16 protein-coding genes are annotated in these 18,042 nt (G+C 71.8%); 12 read left to right on the top strand and 4 right to left on the bottom strand.

From position 1 onward, the window contains the following. Nucleotides 1–32 precede the first annotated feature (32 nt). The 3 genes from ACIQU3_RS12605 to ACIQU3_RS12595 all read right to left on the bottom strand — a co-directional run bounded on the left by ACIQU3_RS12605 (nt 33) and on the right by ACIQU3_RS12595 (nt 4,395). Nucleotides 33–1,064, bottom strand: a complete 1,032-nt coding sequence (locus tag ACIQU3_RS12605; protein WP_403924766.1) for a glycoside hydrolase family 5 protein — start codon at nt 1,062–1,064, stop codon at nt 33–35. Nucleotides 1,065–1,307: 243 nt separating this feature from the next. Further along, nucleotides 1,308–2,519, bottom strand: coding sequence for a DUF2993 domain-containing protein (locus ACIQU3_RS12600; protein WP_403743781.1), 1,212 nt, complete (start codon nt 2,517–2,519; stop codon nt 1,308–1,310). A gap of 58 nt (nt 2,520–2,577) precedes the next feature. After that, a complete protein-coding gene (locus tag ACIQU3_RS12595; protein ID WP_403743783.1) occupies nt 2,578–4,395 on the bottom strand; it encodes a bifunctional metallophosphatase/5'-nucleotidase in 1,818 nt (605 codons plus the stop codon). Between the two features lie 157 nt (nt 4,396–4,552). Here ACIQU3_RS12595 and mshD point away from each other — a divergent pair, with 157 nt between their 5' ends. Further along, entirely contained in the window at nt 4,553–5,479 is a 927-nt protein-coding gene (gene mshD / locus ACIQU3_RS12590) for a mycothiol synthase (RefSeq protein WP_403924763.1), read from the top strand. A 3-nt stretch (nt 5,480–5,482) separates the two neighbouring features. Beyond that, nucleotides 5,483–6,010 carry a GNAT family N-acetyltransferase gene (locus ACIQU3_RS12585; RefSeq protein WP_403743787.1) on the top strand — a complete coding sequence of 176 codons (528 nt, stop codon included), beginning with the start codon at nt 5,483–5,485 and terminating at the stop codon, nt 6,008–6,010. Here ACIQU3_RS12585 and ACIQU3_RS12580 read toward each other — a convergent pair. Next, nucleotides 5,976–6,941, bottom strand: coding sequence for a LysR family transcriptional regulator (locus ACIQU3_RS12580; protein WP_403924760.1), 966 nt, complete (start codon nt 6,939–6,941; stop codon nt 5,976–5,978). The two genes, ACIQU3_RS12585 and ACIQU3_RS12580, sit on opposite strands and share 35 nt — an antisense overlap. 85 nt (nt 6,942–7,026) lie before the next feature. On the opposite strand from ACIQU3_RS12580, the gene ACIQU3_RS12575 reads away from it, so the two are divergent. From ACIQU3_RS12575 to pstA, 10 genes are all read left to right on the top strand, one after another. Continuing rightward, nucleotides 7,027–7,419, top strand: coding sequence for a GntR family transcriptional regulator (locus ACIQU3_RS12575; RefSeq protein WP_234845540.1), 393 nt, complete (start codon nt 7,027–7,029; stop codon nt 7,417–7,419). Further along, nucleotides 7,416–8,300: an ABC transporter ATP-binding protein gene (locus tag ACIQU3_RS12570; protein WP_403924757.1), complete on the top strand. Its 885-nt coding sequence runs from the start codon at nt 7,416–7,418 to the stop codon at nt 8,298–8,300. Before ACIQU3_RS12575 ends, ACIQU3_RS12570 begins: the two co-directional genes overlap by 4 nt. Next, the gene (locus ACIQU3_RS12565) at nt 8,297–9,304 is read left to right on the top strand and encodes an ABC transporter permease (protein ID WP_403924754.1); all 1,008 of its coding nucleotides are present in this window, start codon (nt 8,297–8,299) and stop codon (nt 9,302–9,304) included. Before ACIQU3_RS12570 ends, ACIQU3_RS12565 begins: the two co-directional genes overlap by 4 nt. Further along, nucleotides 9,301–10,230: a hypothetical protein gene (locus tag ACIQU3_RS12560; protein WP_403924751.1), complete on the top strand. Its 930-nt coding sequence runs from the start codon at nt 9,301–9,303 to the stop codon at nt 10,228–10,230. Before ACIQU3_RS12565 ends, ACIQU3_RS12560 begins: the two co-directional genes overlap by 4 nt. 235 nt (nt 10,231–10,465) lie before the next feature. Continuing rightward, entirely contained in the window at nt 10,466–12,886 is a 2,421-nt protein-coding gene (locus ACIQU3_RS12555) for an RNA degradosome polyphosphate kinase (protein ID WP_403743800.1), read from the top strand. Continuing rightward, nucleotides 12,867–14,012, top strand: coding sequence for a CHAD domain-containing protein (locus ACIQU3_RS12550; protein ID WP_403743802.1), 1,146 nt, complete (start codon nt 12,867–12,869; stop codon nt 14,010–14,012). The genes ACIQU3_RS12555 and ACIQU3_RS12550 overlap by 20 nt, the downstream gene beginning before the upstream one ends. Nucleotides 14,013–14,044: 32 nt before the next feature. Beyond that, the gene (locus ACIQU3_RS12545; protein ID WP_403743807.1) at nt 14,045–14,479 is read left to right on the top strand and encodes an NUDIX hydrolase; all 435 of its coding nucleotides are present in this window, start codon (nt 14,045–14,047) and stop codon (nt 14,477–14,479) included. Between the two features lie 245 nt (nt 14,480–14,724). After that, on the top strand, nt 14,725–15,855 hold the full coding sequence (pstS, locus tag ACIQU3_RS12540) for a phosphate ABC transporter substrate-binding protein PstS (RefSeq protein WP_403743811.1): 1,131 nt from the start codon (nt 14,725–14,727) through the stop codon (nt 15,853–15,855). Between the two features lie 103 nt (nt 15,856–15,958). Beyond that, nucleotides 15,959–16,960 carry a phosphate ABC transporter permease subunit PstC gene (gene pstC, locus ACIQU3_RS12535; protein WP_403743814.1) on the top strand — a complete coding sequence of 334 codons (1,002 nt, stop codon included), beginning with the start codon at nt 15,959–15,961 and terminating at the stop codon, nt 16,958–16,960. Next, complete coding sequence (gene pstA, locus ACIQU3_RS12530) at nt 16,957–18,018, top strand: phosphate ABC transporter permease PstA (RefSeq protein WP_403743817.1); 1,062 nt, start codon at nt 16,957–16,959, stop codon at nt 18,016–18,018. Before pstC ends, pstA begins: the two co-directional genes overlap by 4 nt. Nucleotides 18,019–18,042 lie beyond the last annotated feature (24 nt).

Below are 18,042 nucleotides of genomic sequence, written 5' to 3'. Positions count from 1 at the left end.
GGACCCGGAAGGGCCACCACCTCAAGGGGTGCTCACTGCTTCCAGGCGTAGTGCAGCCGGTCCAGGCCGCTCTGGTTGTTGACCGTCAGGCTGAGGTCGGTGCCCGTGCCCTGGAGCGTGGTGAGGGAGTAGGTGTCACCGTTGCGCAGGCCGGGCCAGTAGACCGAGCCCAGCCCGAGCTCCCGGATGGTGTCGGTCGCGGCCTGGATGTAGGCGATCTCGCTGGACGTGCCCGCGGGGCCGTTGTAGTCCAGACCGGTGGTCATGGAGGCGCCGAACTCGTCGAGGATCGTGCGCGAGGCGCAGTCGCCGATGCGCGCCTTGAAGTCCTGCTTCCACTGGTCGACGCTGGTCCAGTCGGTGTGCCAGAAGCCGTAGTTGTGCAGGGCCAGCCGGACGCCCTTGAGGCGCGGGTCGGCGCAGACCGGCTTGACGTCCTCGCTGTACTTGTAGCCGCCGATCAGGACCCGGTCGCGGGGCACGTTCGCGTGGGTGTCCACCCACTTCGCGGCGATGTCGGTCCACTCCTGGGCGGTGTAGCCGAAGGGCTCGTTCATCGGCTCGAAGTACACCTTGGAGTTGCGGGCGTAGGCGGAGGTGATCCGCGCCCACATCCGGTCCCAGGACGCCTGGTCGTCGATCTTGCCGTCCTTGGCGTCGTCGGCCTCCCAGTAGCCGAGGATGACCTTGAAGCCCTTGTCGGCGGCGGCGTCGATCGCGCCCCGGTACGACTTCCAGAACGGCCCGTTCACCGACGTCGGGTTGACCGGGAGGCGGACGGTGTTGGCGCCCAGCCCGGAGAACCCGCCGATGATCGCCTTGGACTTGGCGTACGTGGTGGCGTAGCTGTCGGCGGTGGACAGACCCGAGGGCACGACCGCGTCGTGGGCGTAGTTGTCACGCGGGTCAGCCCAGTTGACGCCCTTGAAGTCGCTGACGGGCGGCGGGGTCGGACGGTGAGCGGGTGCGGCGGCGGCGGGGGAGGCGAACGCTCCACCGAATGCCGTGACGCAGGCCAGCAGCGCCCCCACGCCGGCTGTTCCGCACTGGATCTTTGTGGGCACGACATCCCCTTCTGAGCAGATGCGAAGGCGAGCGGCCCCAGGAGACCGCTCAGTGGAGCACGAAACTAGAAGGGGACTCGAACAGAGGTCAACACTTCTGCACACAAAGTTTCACCAAGGGCGCCCTCGGCCGAAGGTCTCTGGCGGGGGTCCCTGGCGAAGGCCTCCGGCGGAGGTCTCTGGCGGAGGTCTCGGCCGAACGCCTCGGCCGGAGGTCTCTGGCCGAGGTCTCGGCCGAACGTCTCAGCTGCCCACGGTCAGCCCCGAGCCGGAGAGCCGTACCCGGATGCCGTCCTCCTCCACCCGGACGTCCTCCAGCTGCACGTTCCCCTGCTCCGGCTTCGGCAGTTCGAAGGCCAGGGCGAGCCGGTCGGCCAGGACCGGACGGGTCAGGCCCGACAACTCCCCGAGCAGATCGGGGTCGAGGCCCAGGCTCTTGAGCACCTGGGGATTCTCCAGGGCGAGGTCGATGAGGTTCAGACGCTCGGCCTGGCGGACGAAGCGCGGGGAGCCGGTCAGCTCGGCGAGCTTGCCGTCGTCGGCGAGAGCCTGCCGCACGGTCGCCTCGGGCACGCCCATGCGCTGCACGATGGCCGGGACCGACAGCAGCGCCTTGGCCTTGCGGGTCTCCCGGGCCAGGTCGGCGGAGGCCTTGGGCGTCAGGTGCAGTCCCTCGGAGGCGCGCTTGCCGGGGCGGTAGGTCGCCAGGTCCCCGATGTCCAGACGCATGCCGCCGATCTCGGTGGCGATGCCCCGCTCCCCCTGCCGCTGGATCCGGGCCTCGGCCCGCAGCTTCAGGTCGTGCCCGGCGACCGGCAGGGTGCCGCTCGCCCGGACCCGGTCGCGGCCCTCGCCGGTGAACGTCACCTGGGAGGCGCCGAGTTCGCGATTGAGGTCGGCGAAGGAGAGCTGGACGTCGCCGTCGAAGCGGGGGACGCGGGCGCCGCGCACGGAGGTGAGGCCGTCGGCGTTCAGCGTCACGTCGTGGGCCGTGGCCGACACCTTGGCCAGGGAGACCCGGTCGGCGGCGACATCCGGGACGGTCACCTTCACCGACTCCAGCCGCTTGTCGGCGAGTTGGGTGAGGAAGGGGAAGCCGCCGATCTCCACCTCGGGCGCGGCGGCCAGGTCGAGACGGTCCTTGAGGGTGTCCGCTGCGCGGTGCTCGGCGTAGAGCACCGCCCAGCGGTCGCCGAGGGCGGCGAACGCGGCGAGGACGACCAGGCCGACGACCGCCTTCACCGCGAGCGGCAGGCCAGCGAAACGATTCTTCCTGCGTCGCCTGCCGCCGCGGCGGTGGTCCGGCGGAGCCCAGGCGTCCTCGGCGCCCGCATCGCGTTCCTCCGTGAGGAACTCTTCCAGAGGGGTCTCCTCCAGAGGCCCGTCATCGAGGGCGGCGAGCTCCTCGTACGGGTTCGGACGGGGATGCGCATCGATGTGGTGGGGGGTACGCATCGATCCATCCGATCATGCGTACCTCCCCCACTCGCAACCTGAACCCCGGGTATGCGACTTACTTCACGATGGTGATGCGGTCCGCCTTCGGCGGAGCGATCGGGTCCGACGCCGAGGAGTTGGCCGTCAGGTACTGCTCCAGAGCCGTCAGGTCGTCACTGCCGACGACGTCGTTCGTGCCCTGCCCGAGGGTCGGGAAGCCGTCACCGCCGCCCGCGAGGAAGCTGTTCGTCGCGACGCGGTAGGTGGCCGCCGGGTCGATGGCCGAGCCGTTCAGCTTGATGCTGTCCGTGACCACCCGGTCGGCACCGGACTTGGTGAGGTCCAGCGTGTAGGTCAGGCCGGACGAGATCTGGAGGATCTTCGGCGCGGCCGCGTTCGGGCCGGACACCTGCTCCTTGAGCGCCTGGATGACCTGCGCGCCCGTGAAGTCCTGGAGGTTCACGGTGTTGGCGAACGGCTGGACCGTGAAGCCCTCGGCGTAGGTGACCACACCGTCGCCCTCACCGGCCTTGGCCGCGTAGGTCAGCGGTGCGCGGATGCCGCCCGGGTTCATCAGTGCCAGGTCGGTCTCCGGGTCGAGCTGCTTGCCGTGGGCGAGCTGGGCGTCGGCGATGAGGTCGCCGAGCGGGGACTCGCTGCCGGTGTTGCCGATGTCGCCGGAGATGTAACCGATCGGCTTGTTGCCGATGGGCGCGGCCAGCGTGTTCCACTTGCCGATCAGCTCGGTCATGTCGGGCGCCTTGGGGACGTCCCGGGTGACCACGCGGTTCGCGGACTTCACCGCCGTGCGGGCGATGTCGCCGGTCTTGCGGTCGTAGGTCAGCGTGGTGTCGGTGTAGAGGCGGCCGAACGACGCGGCCGAGGTGACCATACGGGGCTTGCCCGCCGGGTCGGCGATGCTGCACACGTACGCGTTGTGGGTGTGGCCCGTGACCAGCGCGTCCACCTGCGGCGTGACGTTCTTGGCGATGTCGACGATCGGGCCGGAGACGCCGTCGCCCGCACCCGGGGAGTCACAGTCGTAGTTGTACGACGTCGACGCCGGGAAGCCGCCCTCGTGGATGAGCGCGACGATCGACTTCACGCCCTGCTTCTGCAGCACCTTGGCGTACTTGTTGATCGTCTCGACCTCGTCCTTGAAGGACAGGCCCTTGACGCCCTCGGCGGAGACGATGTCCGGGGTGCCCTCCAGGGTCACTCCGATGAAGCCGACCTTGACGCCGTTCTTCTTCCACACCCAGTAGGGCTTGAGGATCGGCTTCTTCGTCTTCTCGTCGAGGACGTTGGCGGCCAGGTAGGGGAAGTCGGCGCCCTTGAACTTCTTGTCCGTGTAGCAGCCGTCCTTCGGGTGGCAGCCGCCGTTCTGCAGCCGGCCCAGCTCCTTGGCGCCCTCGTCGAACTCGTGGTTGCCGACGGAGGTGACGTCGAGGTCGAGCTTGTTCAGCGCCTCGATGGTGGGCTCGTCGTGGAAGAGCCCGGAGATCAGCGGGGAGGCGCCGACCATGTCGCCGCCGGCCGCGGTGATGGAGTACTTCTCGCCCTTGCGGGCCTGCCGCAGGTGCGTGGCGAGGTACTCGGCGCCACCCGCGTCGATGGTCTTCGTCGTGCCGTCGGGCTGGGTTTCGGTGACCCGGCCGGAGGAACCGGCGGGCGGCTCCAGGTTGCCGTGCAGGTCGTTGAAGGACAGCAGCTGGACGTCCTGGTAGCGGCCGGGCCAGTACCCGCCCGCGCGGTGCTCCTCCCCGGCGGTCGCCGACCCGGGCAACCCCGCGGCGGCCAGCGCGCCGACGGTGACGACACCGGCGGCGAGAGCGACCAAACGGTTCGTACGACGTTTGCGGCGCTCCGAGTGCGCCGGTGAAGTGGCTGGCATTCGCCCCCCTGTGGGTGTGCTTTCAGTTGTGCTCGGACGGTGTTGCCGTCCGGCGCAGCCTAGAGTCAACGCGCGTAGCGCGACAGGCCTTTCGTGGTTACGACCTGGTTGCTTCTTTGCCGCCGATTTGCCGGTGGTGCCCCGTACCCTCGTACGCATGACCAGCGACGACACCGTGAGGCCAGGCCGCCCCCGCTCGATCGAGACCCTTGCCGCGCTCTCCGCGGAGCAGACCGAGGCCGTGCTCGGGCTGCTCGACGAGGCGGCCCGGACCGACGGACAGCAGGCGGTGTCCGAACAGGGCCGGTTGCAGCTGCGCGGCGGGGAGCGGGAGGGCGTGTCCCATCTGCTGCTGACCGCCGGCGGGGAACTTGTCGGTTATGCCCAGCTGGAGGACACGGACCTGGTGGAGCCGCCGGCCGCCGAGCTGGTCGTGCATCCCGGGCACCGCGGGCACGGGCACGGGCGGGCACTCGGCTCCGCCCTGCTGGCCGCCTCCGGCAAGCGGCTGCGGGTGTGGGCACACGGCGGGCACTCCGCCGCCCGGCACCTCGCGCAGGTCCTCGGCCTGACCCTCTTCCGTGAACTGCGGCAGATGAGAAGGCCGTTGACCGACTTCGACGCACCCGAGCCGGTGCTCCCCGAGGGCGTCACGGTCCGTACGTTCGTCCCCGGCGAGGACGACGCGGCCTGGCTGGCGGTGAACGCGGCCGCCTTCGCCCACCATCCCGAGCAGGGCTCCCTCACCCAGCGCGACCTCGACGACCGCAAGGCCGAGCCGTGGTTCGACCCGGCGGGCTTCTTCCTGGCCTTCCGCGGCGACGAACTGGTCGGCTTCCACTGGACGAAGGTGCACGCCGAGGAGGGCCTGGGCGAGGTGTACGTGCTCGGCGTCGGCCCCGGCGCGCAGGGCGGCGGGCTCGGCAAGTCCCTGACCACGATCGGGCTGCGGCATCTCGCGGGGCAGGGGCTGCCCACGGCGATGCTGTACGTCGACGCCGACAACAAGGCGGCGGTGTCGGTGTACGAGCGGCTGGGGTTCACCACGCACGAGGTGGACCTGATGTACCGGACGGAGACTTGAGCCGTGCCGTCGACGACCGGCCCGCGTGTCCGGCCCGCCGCCGAGTCCGACCTCGCCGCCCTCGTCCGCCTCCGCGACGACGCCGCCCGCTGGATGCTGGCCCGTGGCATCACCGGGCAGTGGCGGCCGGGGGAGCTGGACGAGGACCACTTCCGCCGGATCATGACCCGGGGCGAGGTCTGGCTGGCGGAGGCCGGGGGGCGTCCGGTCGGGGCCTGGGAGCTGTGGTGGGAGGACGAGGACGCCTGGGGCGCGCAGCCGCCCGTGGCCGGGTACGTGCACCGGCTGATGGTGGACCGGACCGCCGCCGCGCCCGGCACGGGGCGGCTGCTGCTGACAGCCGCGGAACGCCGTGTGGCCGAGGCGGGGCGGACCAGGGTGCGGCTGGACTGCCTGGCGGGCAACGCACCGCTCAACGCCTATTACGCGGAGGCCGGTTACCGGGTGGTGGGCCACAAGGCGGGCAAGCCGCAGCCGGGCGGACCGCCCAAGTCCTTCACGCTGTTGGAGAAGCGGCTCGACACTCCCTAGGCGCCGGGTTCGCCCAAGACGGCCGCCAGAGGTCACCCTCCGGCGGTCGCGGGCGGGTCGCCGTCAGATGTTCGCGCAGTGCCGTCAGACCGGGATGCGGGTTGTCCGCGCGCCACAGCAGGGAGTGCGGATAGACCGGCGTGGGGTCACGCAGGGGGAGCCGCAGGTCGTGGCCCACGGGCCAGACGTGCGGGGTCCGTTCGCTGAGGAAGGTCGCCAGGGCCGGGGATCCCGCGATGGTGTCGAGGAGAGCCTCGAGGCCGAAGTTGGGTCCGATGGTGTCGACGGCCGGCCCGAACTCGGCGGCCAGCGCCTCGTAGTACGCGTGCCACTCGGTCCCGGGCGCGTTGCCCGGCATCCAGACGCGGTGCCCGGCGAGCTGCTCCGGCGTCACCCAGGGGGCCCGGGCGAAGGCGTGGCCGGGGCCGACGCACAGGTGCATCGGCTCGTCCAGGACCGGCAGCGCGGCGATGCCGTCGGGGAGTGGGTGTCCGGGCATGGTGACGGCGCGGAAGGTGGCGTCGACGGCCCCGTCGCGCAGGGCGGTCACGGCCGTGTCCACGTCGAAGAGCGTGACGACGTCCAGCGGGATCTCCGGGTGCGCCCGGTGGAAGTCCTGCACCAGCCCGCCGGGGGCGGCCCGGCGTCCGACGACGTCGACCCGCAGCGCCCGGCTTCCGGGGCGCACGGCGGCCGTTGCCCGCTCCTCGGCCCGGAGCAGGGCCCGGGCGTGCGGCAGCAGGGCCTGCCCGTCGATGGTGGGCTCAGCCCCGCGCGGCGTACGCACCAGCAGCCGCACCCCGAGGTCCTTCTCCAGCGCGGCGATCCGCTTGGAGACTGCCTGCTGGGTGAGGCCCAGATCCGCGGCCGCCCGCTGGAACTGCCCGGAGTCGGCGATCGCGACGAAGGCCCGTACGGCTTTGAGGTCCACGAGGGGCAGGGTAACCGCGCTTGACTTTCCGGCCCCCCTTCCACCACCCTTTCACTACTCAATTAGTGAAAGGGTGGTTCAAGCAGTGGTCGAGTACCGCATCGACCGGCGCAGCGGCGTGGCCACCTACGTCCAGATCGTCCAGCAGACCAAACAGGCTCTGCGGCTCGGCCTGCTGGAGCCGGGGGACAAGCTCCCGACGGCCCGTGAGGTCGTGGAGGCCACCGCCATCAACCCGAACACGGTCCTCAAGGCCTACCGGGAGCTGGAACGCGAGGGGCTGGTCGAGGCCCGCCGCGGGCTGGGCACGTTCGTCCGCAAGTCCCTGAGCACCGCCCCCGCCGACTCCCCGCTCCGCGCCGACCTGGACGCCTGGGCGGCCCGGGCCCGCGAGGCCGGCCTGGAGCGCGAGGACGTGGCCGCCCTCTTCACTTCCGTACTCGACGCGCACTTCGCCGACTTCAAGGGGGACGCATGACCGACACCGCCATCGAGGCGGCGGGCCTGGGCAGGAGGTTCGGGCGACGCCGCGCCCCGGCCCTGGACGGCTGCGCATTCCGGCTCCCCGCGGGCCGCGTCTGCGCCCTCACCGGCCCCAACGGCGCCGGCAAGTCCACCCTGCTCGCCCTGGCGGCCGGGCTGCTGCGCCCCACCGAGGGCACCGTCACCGTGCTCGGCACGACCCCGGCCGCGGCCCGCGCGCGCCTCGCCCACGTCGCCCAGAACAAGCCCCTGTACCCCCAGCTCACCATCGCCGGGACCCTGCGACTGGGCCGCGACCTCAACCCCCGCCGCTGGGACGCCCGCACGGCCGAGCGGATCGTCGCGGAGGGCGACCTCGACCCCGACACGAAGATCCGGTCGCTCTCCGGCGGCCAGCGCACCCGCGTCGCCCTCGCCCTGGCCCTCGGCAAGCGCCCCGAACTGCTGCTCCTGGACGAGCCGATGGCCGACCTCGATCCGCTCGCCCGGCACCAGCTGACGGCCACGCTCATGGCCGACGCCGCCGAACACGGCACCACGGTTGTCATGTCCTCGCACGTCGTCGCGGAACTGGAGGGTTCCTGCGACCACCTGCTGCTGCTCGGCTCCGGCCGGGTCCGGCTCGCCGGGCCGCTCGACGAGCTGCTCGCCGCGCACACCCTGGTCACGGGCCGCGCGGGTGCCGCCCTCGACCCGCACACGGTGGTCGAGTCCCGCACCACGGGCCGCCAGCTGACCGCCCTGGTCCGGCCCGCGGGCCCCCTCGGCGACGGACTCCACGGCGACCGCCCGTCCCTGGAGGAAGTGGTCCTGGCCCACCTGCGCGCCCCCGACGCCCCACCGCTGCTGCTCGACGCGCGGCAGGCCGCCGTATGACCGCCCTCGACACCATGGCGACACCAGCCGTCCCCGGGCGCACCTCACCGTCGCGCGGCCTGGTCCTGGCCATGCTCCGGCTGCACCGCTCGGCGCTGCTGTTCTGGCTGGGGCTGGTGGTGGTGGCCGCCGGGGCGCTGCTGTGGGCGATGGGCCCGGGTGCGGACGCCGCCTGGACCGAGTACGCGGACACGGGCTGCGACCTGTCCCGCCCGAACCTGGGCTGCGACATCCCCGGCCCCGCGAGCAGCCGTTACCAGACGGCCGTGGCGGTCGGCATCGGCCTCGTCAGGCTCCTCCCGCTACTCATCGGGGCCTGGGCGGGCGGCGCCCTCATCGGCCGCGAGCTGGAGAACGGCACCGCTCAGCTCGCCTGGACCCAGTCGGTGGGCCCCCTGCGCTGGCTGACCGCCAAGCTCGCGGTCCCGGCCCTGCTGCTGGTGGCGGGCACGCTCACGCTGACGCTGCTGCATCGCATGCTGTGGTCGTCGGACCGTGCCCCGCTCGGCGTCATGAGCTGGCGCGCCTGGTACGACGACGGCACCTTCGAGATCAACGGCACCATCGCCGCCGCCCAGGCCCTCGCCGCCCTGGCCCTCGGCGTCCTGGTCGGGTTGCTGCTGCGCCGGACGCTGCCCGCCCTGGGCGTCGCGGTCCTGGCCGTGGTGTCACTCGTCTACGTCATCGACGAGCTGCGCCCGCACCTGTGGCCGGTGAAGACGGTCGTGAGGGGCCTGGACGAGGGCACCGCCGGCTCCGACAGCATGATCGTCGAGACCGGTGCCCTGTCCGCCTCCGGTGCCCGCGTCCCGATCCCGGCGTGCTCGGGCGAGCCCGGCTGCGAGGCCAGGACCGGCATCACCCACTACTACGCCGACTACCACCCGGCGTCCCACTTCTGGCCCCTCCAGCTCATGGAGACCGGGCTCCTCCTCACCGTCGCCGCCCTGGCGGCCGCGACCGCCTTCGTCCTGCTGCGCCGCCGCACGGGAGCCGCCGTATGACCGCCCTCGACACAGTGCCCGCCAAACCCGCCACCCGGCCCGGCCCCCATCGGGGCGGCCTGCTCCGGGCGGTCGCCCGGACCCACCGCACGGCCCTCGTCCTGTCGCTGGCGGCCCTGGCCGCCGCGACGGCCGCCCTGATCCTGCTGCACGCCCTCGGGGACGAGGCAAGGGCCGGCATGAGCGCCTGCGCCACTCCCCCCACCGACCGGCTCCCCTCCTGCGCGGCGGTCGAGGCGATCAGCGCCGACGAGACGTACGCGAACGGCATCGCCGTACTCGCCACCGCCCTGTCCTGGGTGATGTTCCCCGTGGCCGCCTGGGCGGGCGGCGCCCTGGTCGGCCGCGAACTGGAGAGCGGCACCGCCGGGCTGGCCTGGACCCAGTCGGTCGGCCCCCTGCGCTGGCTGGCCGTGAAACTGGCCGCCCCGGCCGCCCTGCTCACCGCCGGCACCGGCACGCTCGTCCTGCTGAACCGCTGGGCGCGCGGGGACGGCGATCCCGACCTCGTCGGCGACTGGTACTACCCCGACGCGTTCGTGTCGACGGGCCCGGTGGCCGTGGCCTACGCCCTGGCCGGCCTCGCCCTGGGGGCCCTCGCCGGCCTGGTGTGGCGCCGGGCCCTGCCCGCCACGGGTGTCGCCCTCGCCGCCGCGCTGCTCGTGCACAGCCTCCTGGAGCGCCACCGCGAGGACCTCTGGCCGGCCGTGACCCGCACCGAGGCCGGCACCCTCGAGCTGCCCCGCTCCGCGTTCCAGGTCGCCTGGCAGGACGCTCCCCGGCACGGCGTGACGCTCACCCGCGCGACCTTCCACCCCGAGTCGCACTTCTGGCCGCTGCAGTACGTGGAAACCGGCCTCCTGCTGGCCGTGGCCGCCGCCGCGACGGCCGCCGCCTTCCTCGTCCTGTCCCGCCGCCTCCCCTGAGCCCGGTCCGCGCGTCCTTCCACGGGGGGATGGACGCGCGGACCGTACACACCGACGCCGGTGCGCGGACACGTCCCGGCCGGTGGCGTGGCGTCGCGCCGAGCGGTGTCCACAGCCTGTGGGCGGCAGACCCGGCCTTCCACCCGGCCTGTGGACGCCCGCGGTCCGCCCCCCGGTGTCCCGCACGTCATGTCTCCGTAACCATCGATTCAGACGAGCTTGCGAAGCTCGGCCAATGAATCCCGCCGTGCCCGAGCCTCCCCCGCCCCGTGAGGGTCCCGAGGGAAACGGGAGCACTCATGTGGCACCTCCGCTCCCGCCCGAGCTGTCCGACGCGCCCGTGATGCTCGCGGCGCGGAAGAATGGGTCCATGAGCCAGCCGAACACCCAGGCACAAGGCCACCCGTCTCCCACCACCGCCCGTGGTGGAGGCTCTGCGGGCCACAGCAGCAATCCCAACGCGCAGCCCTCCGTGGGCTCCATCGCAGCCCACCGCCCGCACACGGTCGCGGCAACCGTCTCCGATCTGGAACCCGACATCGACGCCGACCTCGACGCCTACGAGGAGTCGCAGGCCGACGGCGCCGAACTGCCCCAGGGCCGGTTCCTCGACCGGGAGCGCAGCTGGCTCGCGTTCAACGAGCGGGTGCTCGAACTCGCCGAGGACCCCGACACGCCCCTGCTGGAGCGGGCCAACTTCCTCGCGATCTTCGCCAGCAACCTGGACGAGTTCTTCATGGTCCGGGTGGCCGGACTGAAGCGCCGTATCGCCACCGGCGTGGCCACCCGCTCCGCCTCCGGCCTCCAGCCGCGCGAGGTGCTGGAGATGATCTGGGCCCGCTCCCGCGAGCTCATGGCCCGGCACGCCGCCTGCTACCACGAGGACGTCGCCCCCGCACTCGCGGAGGAGGGCATCCACCTGGTCCGCTGGAACGAACTGCAGGAGAAGGAGCAGGCCCGCCTGTTCACCCTGTTCCGGCACCAGATCTTCCCCGTGCTGACCCCGCTGGCGGTCGACCCGGCGCACCCCTTCCCGTACATCTCCGGCCTGTCCCTGAACCTGGCCGTCGTGGTGCGCAACCCGGTCACCGGCCACAAGCACTTCGCCCGGGTGAAGGTGCCGCCACTGCTGTCCAGGTTCCTGGAGAGCTCGCCGGGCCGTTACGTCCCCATCGAGGACGTCATCGCCGCCCACCTGGAAGAGCTGTTCCCGGGCATGGAGGTCCTGGAGCACCACGCCTTCCGCCTCACCCGCAACGAGGACCTGGAGGTGGAGGAGGACGACGCCGAGAACCTCCTCCAGGCGCTGGAGAAGGAGCTCATGCGGCGCCGGTTCGGGCCGCCGGTGCGCCTGGAGGTCGAGGAGTCCATCGACCGCGAGGTCCTGGACCTGCTGGTGCGCGAGCTGAAGATCAGCGAGGCCGAGGTCTATCCGCTGCCCGGCCCGCTGGACCTCACCGGCCTGTTCCGCATCGCCTCCCTGGACCGGCCGGAACTCAAGTACCGCAAGTTCGTCGCCGGCACCCACCGCGACCTCGCCGAGGTCGAGTCGGCGTCCGCGCCGGACATCTTCGCCGCGCTGCGCGAACGGGACGTCCTGCTGCACCACCCGTACGACTCGTTCTCCACGTCCGTCCAGGCCTTCCTGGAGCAGGCCGCCGGAGACCCGGACGTCCTCGCCATCAAGCAGACCCTGTACCGGACTTCGGGCGACTCCCCGATAGTCGACGCGCTCATCGAGGCCGCCGAGACCGGCAAGCAGGTCCTGGTCCTGGTGGAGATCAAGGCCCGCTTCGACGAGCACGCCAACATCAAGTGGGCGCGCAAGCTGGAGGAGGCCGGCTGCCACGTGGTCTACGGCCTGGTCGGGCTGAAGACCCACTGCAAGCTGTCGCTGGTGGTCCGCCAGGAGGGCGAGACGCTGCGCCGCTACAGCCACGTCGGCACCGGCAACTACCACCCCAAGACGGCCCGTCTCTACGAGGACCTCGGCCTGCTCACGGCCGACCCGCAGGTCGGCGCGGACCTCTCGGACCTCTTCAACCGCCTGTCCGGCTACTCGCGCCGGGAGACCTACCGTCGTCTGCTCGTCGCCCCCAAGTCGCTGCGCGACGGCCTGGTCTCGCGGATCACCAAGGAGATCCAGCACCACCGCGCGGGACGGCCCGCGTACGTCCGCATCAAGGTCAACTCGATGGTCGACGAAGCCGTCATCGACGCCTGCTACCGCGCGGCCCAGGCGGGCGTGCCGGTGGACATCTGGGTGCGCGGCATCTGCGCGGTGCGCCCCGGCGTGACGGGCCTGTCGGAGAACATCCGGGTCCGCTCGATCCTCGGCCGTTTCCTCGAACACTCCCGGGTGTTCGCCTTCGGCAACGGCGGCGAGCCCGAGGTGTGGTTCGGCAGCGCCGACATGATGCACCGCAACCTCGACCGCCGGATAGAAGCCCTGGTCCGGGTGACCGACCCGGCCCACCGGGCTGCCCTGAACCGGCTGCTGGAGACCGGCATGTCCGACTCCACCGCCTCCTGGCACCTCGGCCCGGACGGCGACTGGACCCGGCACGCGACCGACGCGGACGGACAGCCCCTGCGCAACGTCCAGGAGATGCTCATAGACGCCCGGAGGCGCCGGCGTGGCACAGCGACACCTTGACCCGACGGACCCCCGGTCCAGGCACGTCGGGCCCGCCCCCACGGGAGACGCCCTCGCGGGCTATCTGCGGGCCCAGGCGACGGAGTTCCTCCGGGCGCTGCGCCTGCACCGGGAGACGGGGTCGGGGGCGAGCGGCTCGGAAGGCTCGGCCGAGGCGGCACGCGCCCTGCGCCGCTCGGCCCGGCGCATCAGCGCCAGCCTGCACTCGTTCCAGTCCCTCCTCGACGCGGACTGGTGCGAGGCCATGCGCCCCGAACTGGCTTGGGTGTCGGGGACGTTGGCCATGGAACACGCGTACACGGCCCGGCTGGAACGCCTGCTGACGGCCCTGCACCGCCTGTCGGGCTCTTCGGCCCTCCCGTCCCGGGCGGCCGCCCCGACTGCCGGTGGCAGTACCACCGGCGCGCCGCCCGTGCCCCGCAAGGCGGCACCGGGGGACACCGGGCTGCGCACCGCCCCGGCCTCAGCCTCGGCCTCGGCCTCGGCACCGGAACGCGGCAACCTGACCGTGGGAGCGGCCAAGGCCGGCGCCCTGCTCGACCGCCAGCTCACCCTCGCCCGCACCCGGGCCCACTCCACGGCCCTGCAAGCCCTGGGCAGCAGCCGCTTCCACGCCGTCGCGGACAAGGTCGCGGTCCTGGCCAGCGAGGTTCCCCTGACCGAGGCCGCCGGCACCACCGACCTGCGTCCCCTGGCCGCCGCCGCCCAGGACCGTCTCGCGGACGCCGTGAGCTCCCTGCCGCTGGTCACCGCGGGAAACCCGTACAACGCCACGGCACTCGTCCACGGCCTGTCCCCGGACACGGTCCCGCACCCGCAGGACGCCCCGTGGCACCAGGTCAGGCTGCTGCTGCGTCTGCACCGCTACGCCCGCGAGGCCGTCAGCGGGCCCAAGGGCAACGCCGTGGTGGACCTGCGCCTGCTCTCCGCGGGCCAGGCCCTCAACCTGCACCGCGACGCCTCGGAGGCGGCGGCAGCGGCGGCCCAGGCGGCCCGTACCCCGCGCATCGCCCCGGCCACGGCCTACGCCCTCGGCGTGCTCCACGCCGACCAGCGGCACGAGGTGGAGGCGGCGCGCTTCGCGTTCCAGCAGGCCTGGCAGAAGGAGCCCGTGGGCGTGTCATGACCAGGCCCGGCACCAGGAGGCGGTGAGACCCGGTGAACACCCCCAAGGACACCACGGTCCAGGCGGCGGGCTGCGTCCTGTGGCGCCCGTCCCCGGCCACCGGCGAGGCGGAGCTCTGCCTCATCCACCGGCCGAAATACGACGACTGGTCGTGGCCGAAGGGGAAACTGAAGCGCGGCGAGGAGCCACTCGCCGGAGCGCTGCGCGAGGTGGCGGAGGAGACGGGCTGCCAGGCCGTGCCGGGTCCCGAGCTGTCCACCCAGCGGTATCTCGCGGGTGGTCGGCCCAAGCAGGTCCGCTACTGGGCCGCCGAGGCGGTGAGCTGCGCGTTCGTGCCGACGGACGAGGTGGATCGGGTCCTGTGGCTGGCGCCCGCCGCCGCCCACGACCGTCTCACCCAGCCCCACGACCGGCCCCTGGTCGACGAGTTGCTCGCCGTGCTGCACCTGCCCCGCACGACCGGCTGACCGAACGGTCCCGCTTCATCCCTGAAGCGGAACGCCGTCGTTCTCTCCCCGTGAGCATTCCGTGACCTAACCAGGCCTTATGCAGGGGTTCACCCCTCGTTCATGTGCGGCCATCGGCGGCTTCACCTGATCTGCCTAATTTCGGCCTTACCGACGTGAGCCGCGCCCACAGGGCGCGAACGCGTCCGCGTCACTCAGACTTCGCACGCCGCCGATCAGGACGGCGGCTCCCGGAAGGAACTCAAGTGAAGCTTCAGCGCATGAACCGGCGGGCCCTCGCTCTCGGTGCTCTCGCCGTCTCCGGCGCCCTGGCCCTCACGGCGTGCGGCTCCGACGACACCGGCGGCAACAGCAACGGCGGCGGTTCCTCGAACGCCGCCGCGCCGAGCAACGTCAAGTGCGACGACGCCAAGGGCCAGCTGCTCGCCGACGGCTCGTCCGCGCAGAAGAACGCGATCGACGCCTGGGTGAAGCAGTTCACCGCGGCCTGCCAGGGCCTCCAGATCAACTACAAGGGCGGCGGCTCCGGGGCCGGCGTCACCGCGTTCACCCAGGGCCAGGTCGCCTTCGCCGGCTCCGACTCGGCACTGAAGCCCGACGAGGTCGTCGCCTCCAAGAAGGTCTGCAACGGCGGCCAGGGCATCGACCTGCCAATGGTCGGCGGCCCGATCGCGGTCGGCTACAACGTCAACGGCGTGGACAACCTCGTCCTGGACGCCCCGACCCTGGCGAAGATCTTCAACGGCAAGATCACCAACTGGAACGACGCGGCGATCAAGAAGCTGAACCCCGACGCGAAGCTCCCGGACCTCAAGATCCAGGCGTTCCACCGCTCGGACGACTCCGGCACCACGGACAACTTCACCAAGTACCTGATCGCCACCGCCAAGGGCGACTGGCCCTACGACGGCGGCAAGACCTGGCAGGCCAAGGGCGGCCAGTCCGCCTCCGGCTCCTCCGGTGTCGCCCAGCAGGTGAAGCAGACCAACGGCGCCATCGGCTACTTCGAGCTGTCGTACGCCAAGGACGGCCTGAAGACGGTCGACCTGGACACGGGCGCCGCCCAGCCGGTCAAGGCCACGGTCGAGAACGCCACCAAGGCGATCTCCGAGGCCAAGGTCGTCGGCACGGGCAAGGACCTCTCCCTGGAGCTGAACTACGGCACCAAGGCCGAGGGCGCCTACCCGATGGTCCTCGTCACGTACGAGATCGTCTGCGACAAGGGCAACAAGTCCGACACCCTGCCCGGCACCAAGGCGTTCCTGCGCTACATCGCCTCCGAGGACGGCCAGAAGGTCCTCTCGGAGAACGACTACGCGCCGATCCCCGCCGACATCATCTCCCAGGTCCGCACCACCATCGAGGGCCTGAGCTGACCCGCGTGCGGCCCGGCCCCCTCCCCGGGACCGGGCCGCACCGTCCGGTGCACCGCCGCCAGTGGCCGTACCCCGCGTACGGCTCCGCAGACCGGAGAACCCGATGGGCACACCCACACAGATAACCGACGCACCTCCCCCCGCTCCGCAGCCGACCACCGACAAGCGCGCCGCGCGCGGGGCCACCCGTCCCGGAGACCGGATCTTCCTCGGCCTCTCCCGCGGCTCGGGCATCCTGCTGCTGGTGATCATGGCCGCGATCGCGGTCTTCCTCACCTACCGCGCCTCCCTCGCCATCAGCAAGGACCAGGGCAACTTCCTCACGACCTTCCAGTGGGACACCAACCTCGTCCCGCCGAACTTCGGCATCGCCGTCCTGGCCTTCGGCACGGTCGTCTCCTCGATCGTCGCCATGGTCATCGCGGTCCCGGTCGCCGTCGCCATCGCGCTGTTCCTCACCCACTACGCCCCGCGCCGGATCCGCGGCCCCATCGCGTACGTGATCGACCTGCTCGCCGCCGTACCGTCCATCGTCTACGGCCTGTGGGGCGCACTCGTCCTGGTGCCGCACATGACCGGCCTCTTCGGCTGGCTGAACGACTACTTCGGCTGGACCGGAATCTTCTCGTGGGAGGGCGGCGCCCCCCGCTCGATGCTGACCGTCGGCATCCTGCTCGCGATCATGATCCTGCCGATCATCACCAACGTGAGCCGCGAGGTCTTCCGCCAGGTCCCGCAGATGCACGAGGAGGCAGCCCTGGCGCTCGGCGCCACCCGCTGGGAAGTGATCCGCATGGCGGTCCTGCCCTTCGGCCGCTCCGGTGTCATCTCCGCCTCGATGCTCGGCCTCGGCCGCGCCCTCGGCGAGACCATGGCCGTCGCCACCGTGCTCTCCCCGACCTTCGACATCCAGGCCAGCCTGCTCGACCCGGGCGGCGGCACGTTCGCCCAGAACATCGCCAGCAAGTTCGGCGAGGCCACCGAGTTCGGCCGCGACGCGCTGATCGCCTCCGGTCTGGTCCTGTTCGTCATCACCCTGCTGGTCAACGGCGCGGCCCGCGCGATCATCGCCCGCCGCAAGGAGTACTCGGGGGCCAACGCATGAGCACCGCGACCATCACCCCCAAGGGCCCCGGCACCCTGCGCGGCGCCCGTCTGCCCAAGTGGTCCCCCTACGCCATCGCCGCCGGCTCGATCGCCCTCGCGATCGGCATCGGCCTCGTCGGCGGCCTGCACAGCCGCGTCCAGTGGGGCCTGATCGCCGCGATCCTCTACGTCGTCGGCACGTACGCCATCGCCGCGGGCGTGGAGGGCAAGCGGCAGGCGAAGGACCGCATCGCGACCTCCCTGGTCTGGGTCGCCTTCCTGCTCGCCGTCGTCCCGCTGGCCTCCCTGGTCTGGTCGACCGTCGCGCGCGGCGTGAAGGTCCTCGACGTCTACTTCCTGACGCACTCCATGGGCGTCGTCGCCGACACCGAGCCCGGCGGCGGCATCTACCACGCCATCCTCGGCACCCTGGAGCAGGTCGGACTCGCCACGGTGATCGCGGCGCCGGTCGGCGTGCTCACCGCGATCTACCTCGTCGAGTACGGCCGGGGCAGGCTCTCCAAGGCCATCACGTTCTTCGTCGACGTCATGACGGGCATCCCGTCGATCGTCGCGGGTCTGTTCATCCTCAGCCTCATGCTGATGTTCGACATGCAGCCCTTCGGCTTCGCCGGCTCGCTGGCCCTGGCCATCCTGATGATGCCGGTCGTCGTCCGCTCCACGGAGGAGATGCTCAAGCTCGTCCCGAACGAGCTGCGCGAGGCCTCCCTGGCGCTCGGCGTCCCCAAGTGGCGCACCATCCTGAAGGTGGTCCTGCCGACCTCCATCGGCGGCATCACCACGGGCATCATGCTCTCGATCGCCCGCATCACCGGTGAGACCGCCCCGGTCCTGCTGCTGGTGTGGGGCAATGCGTTCATCAACGCCAACCCCTTCGAGGGGGCGCAGGCCTCGCTGCCGCTGTACATCTACCAGCAGTACGCGAACAGCGCGGGCTCCGGAGCGGCGTACGACCGCGCCTGGGCGGCCTCGCTCACCCTGATCGCCTTCGTGATGCTCCTGAACCTGGTGGCCCGCGGTATCGCCCGCTGGAAGGCCCCGAAGACCGGTCGCTGACGCGACAACCTGCGGCTACCGCCG

Origin of the sequence: Streptomyces sp. NPDC101110 (assembly GCF_044759525.1) — a bacterium.
Lineage (GTDB): Bacteria > Actinomycetota > Actinomycetes > Streptomycetales > Streptomycetaceae > Streptomyces.
Note: the sequence above shows the minus strand (reverse complement) of the source record. Positions and strands in the feature narration are given on the sequence as shown.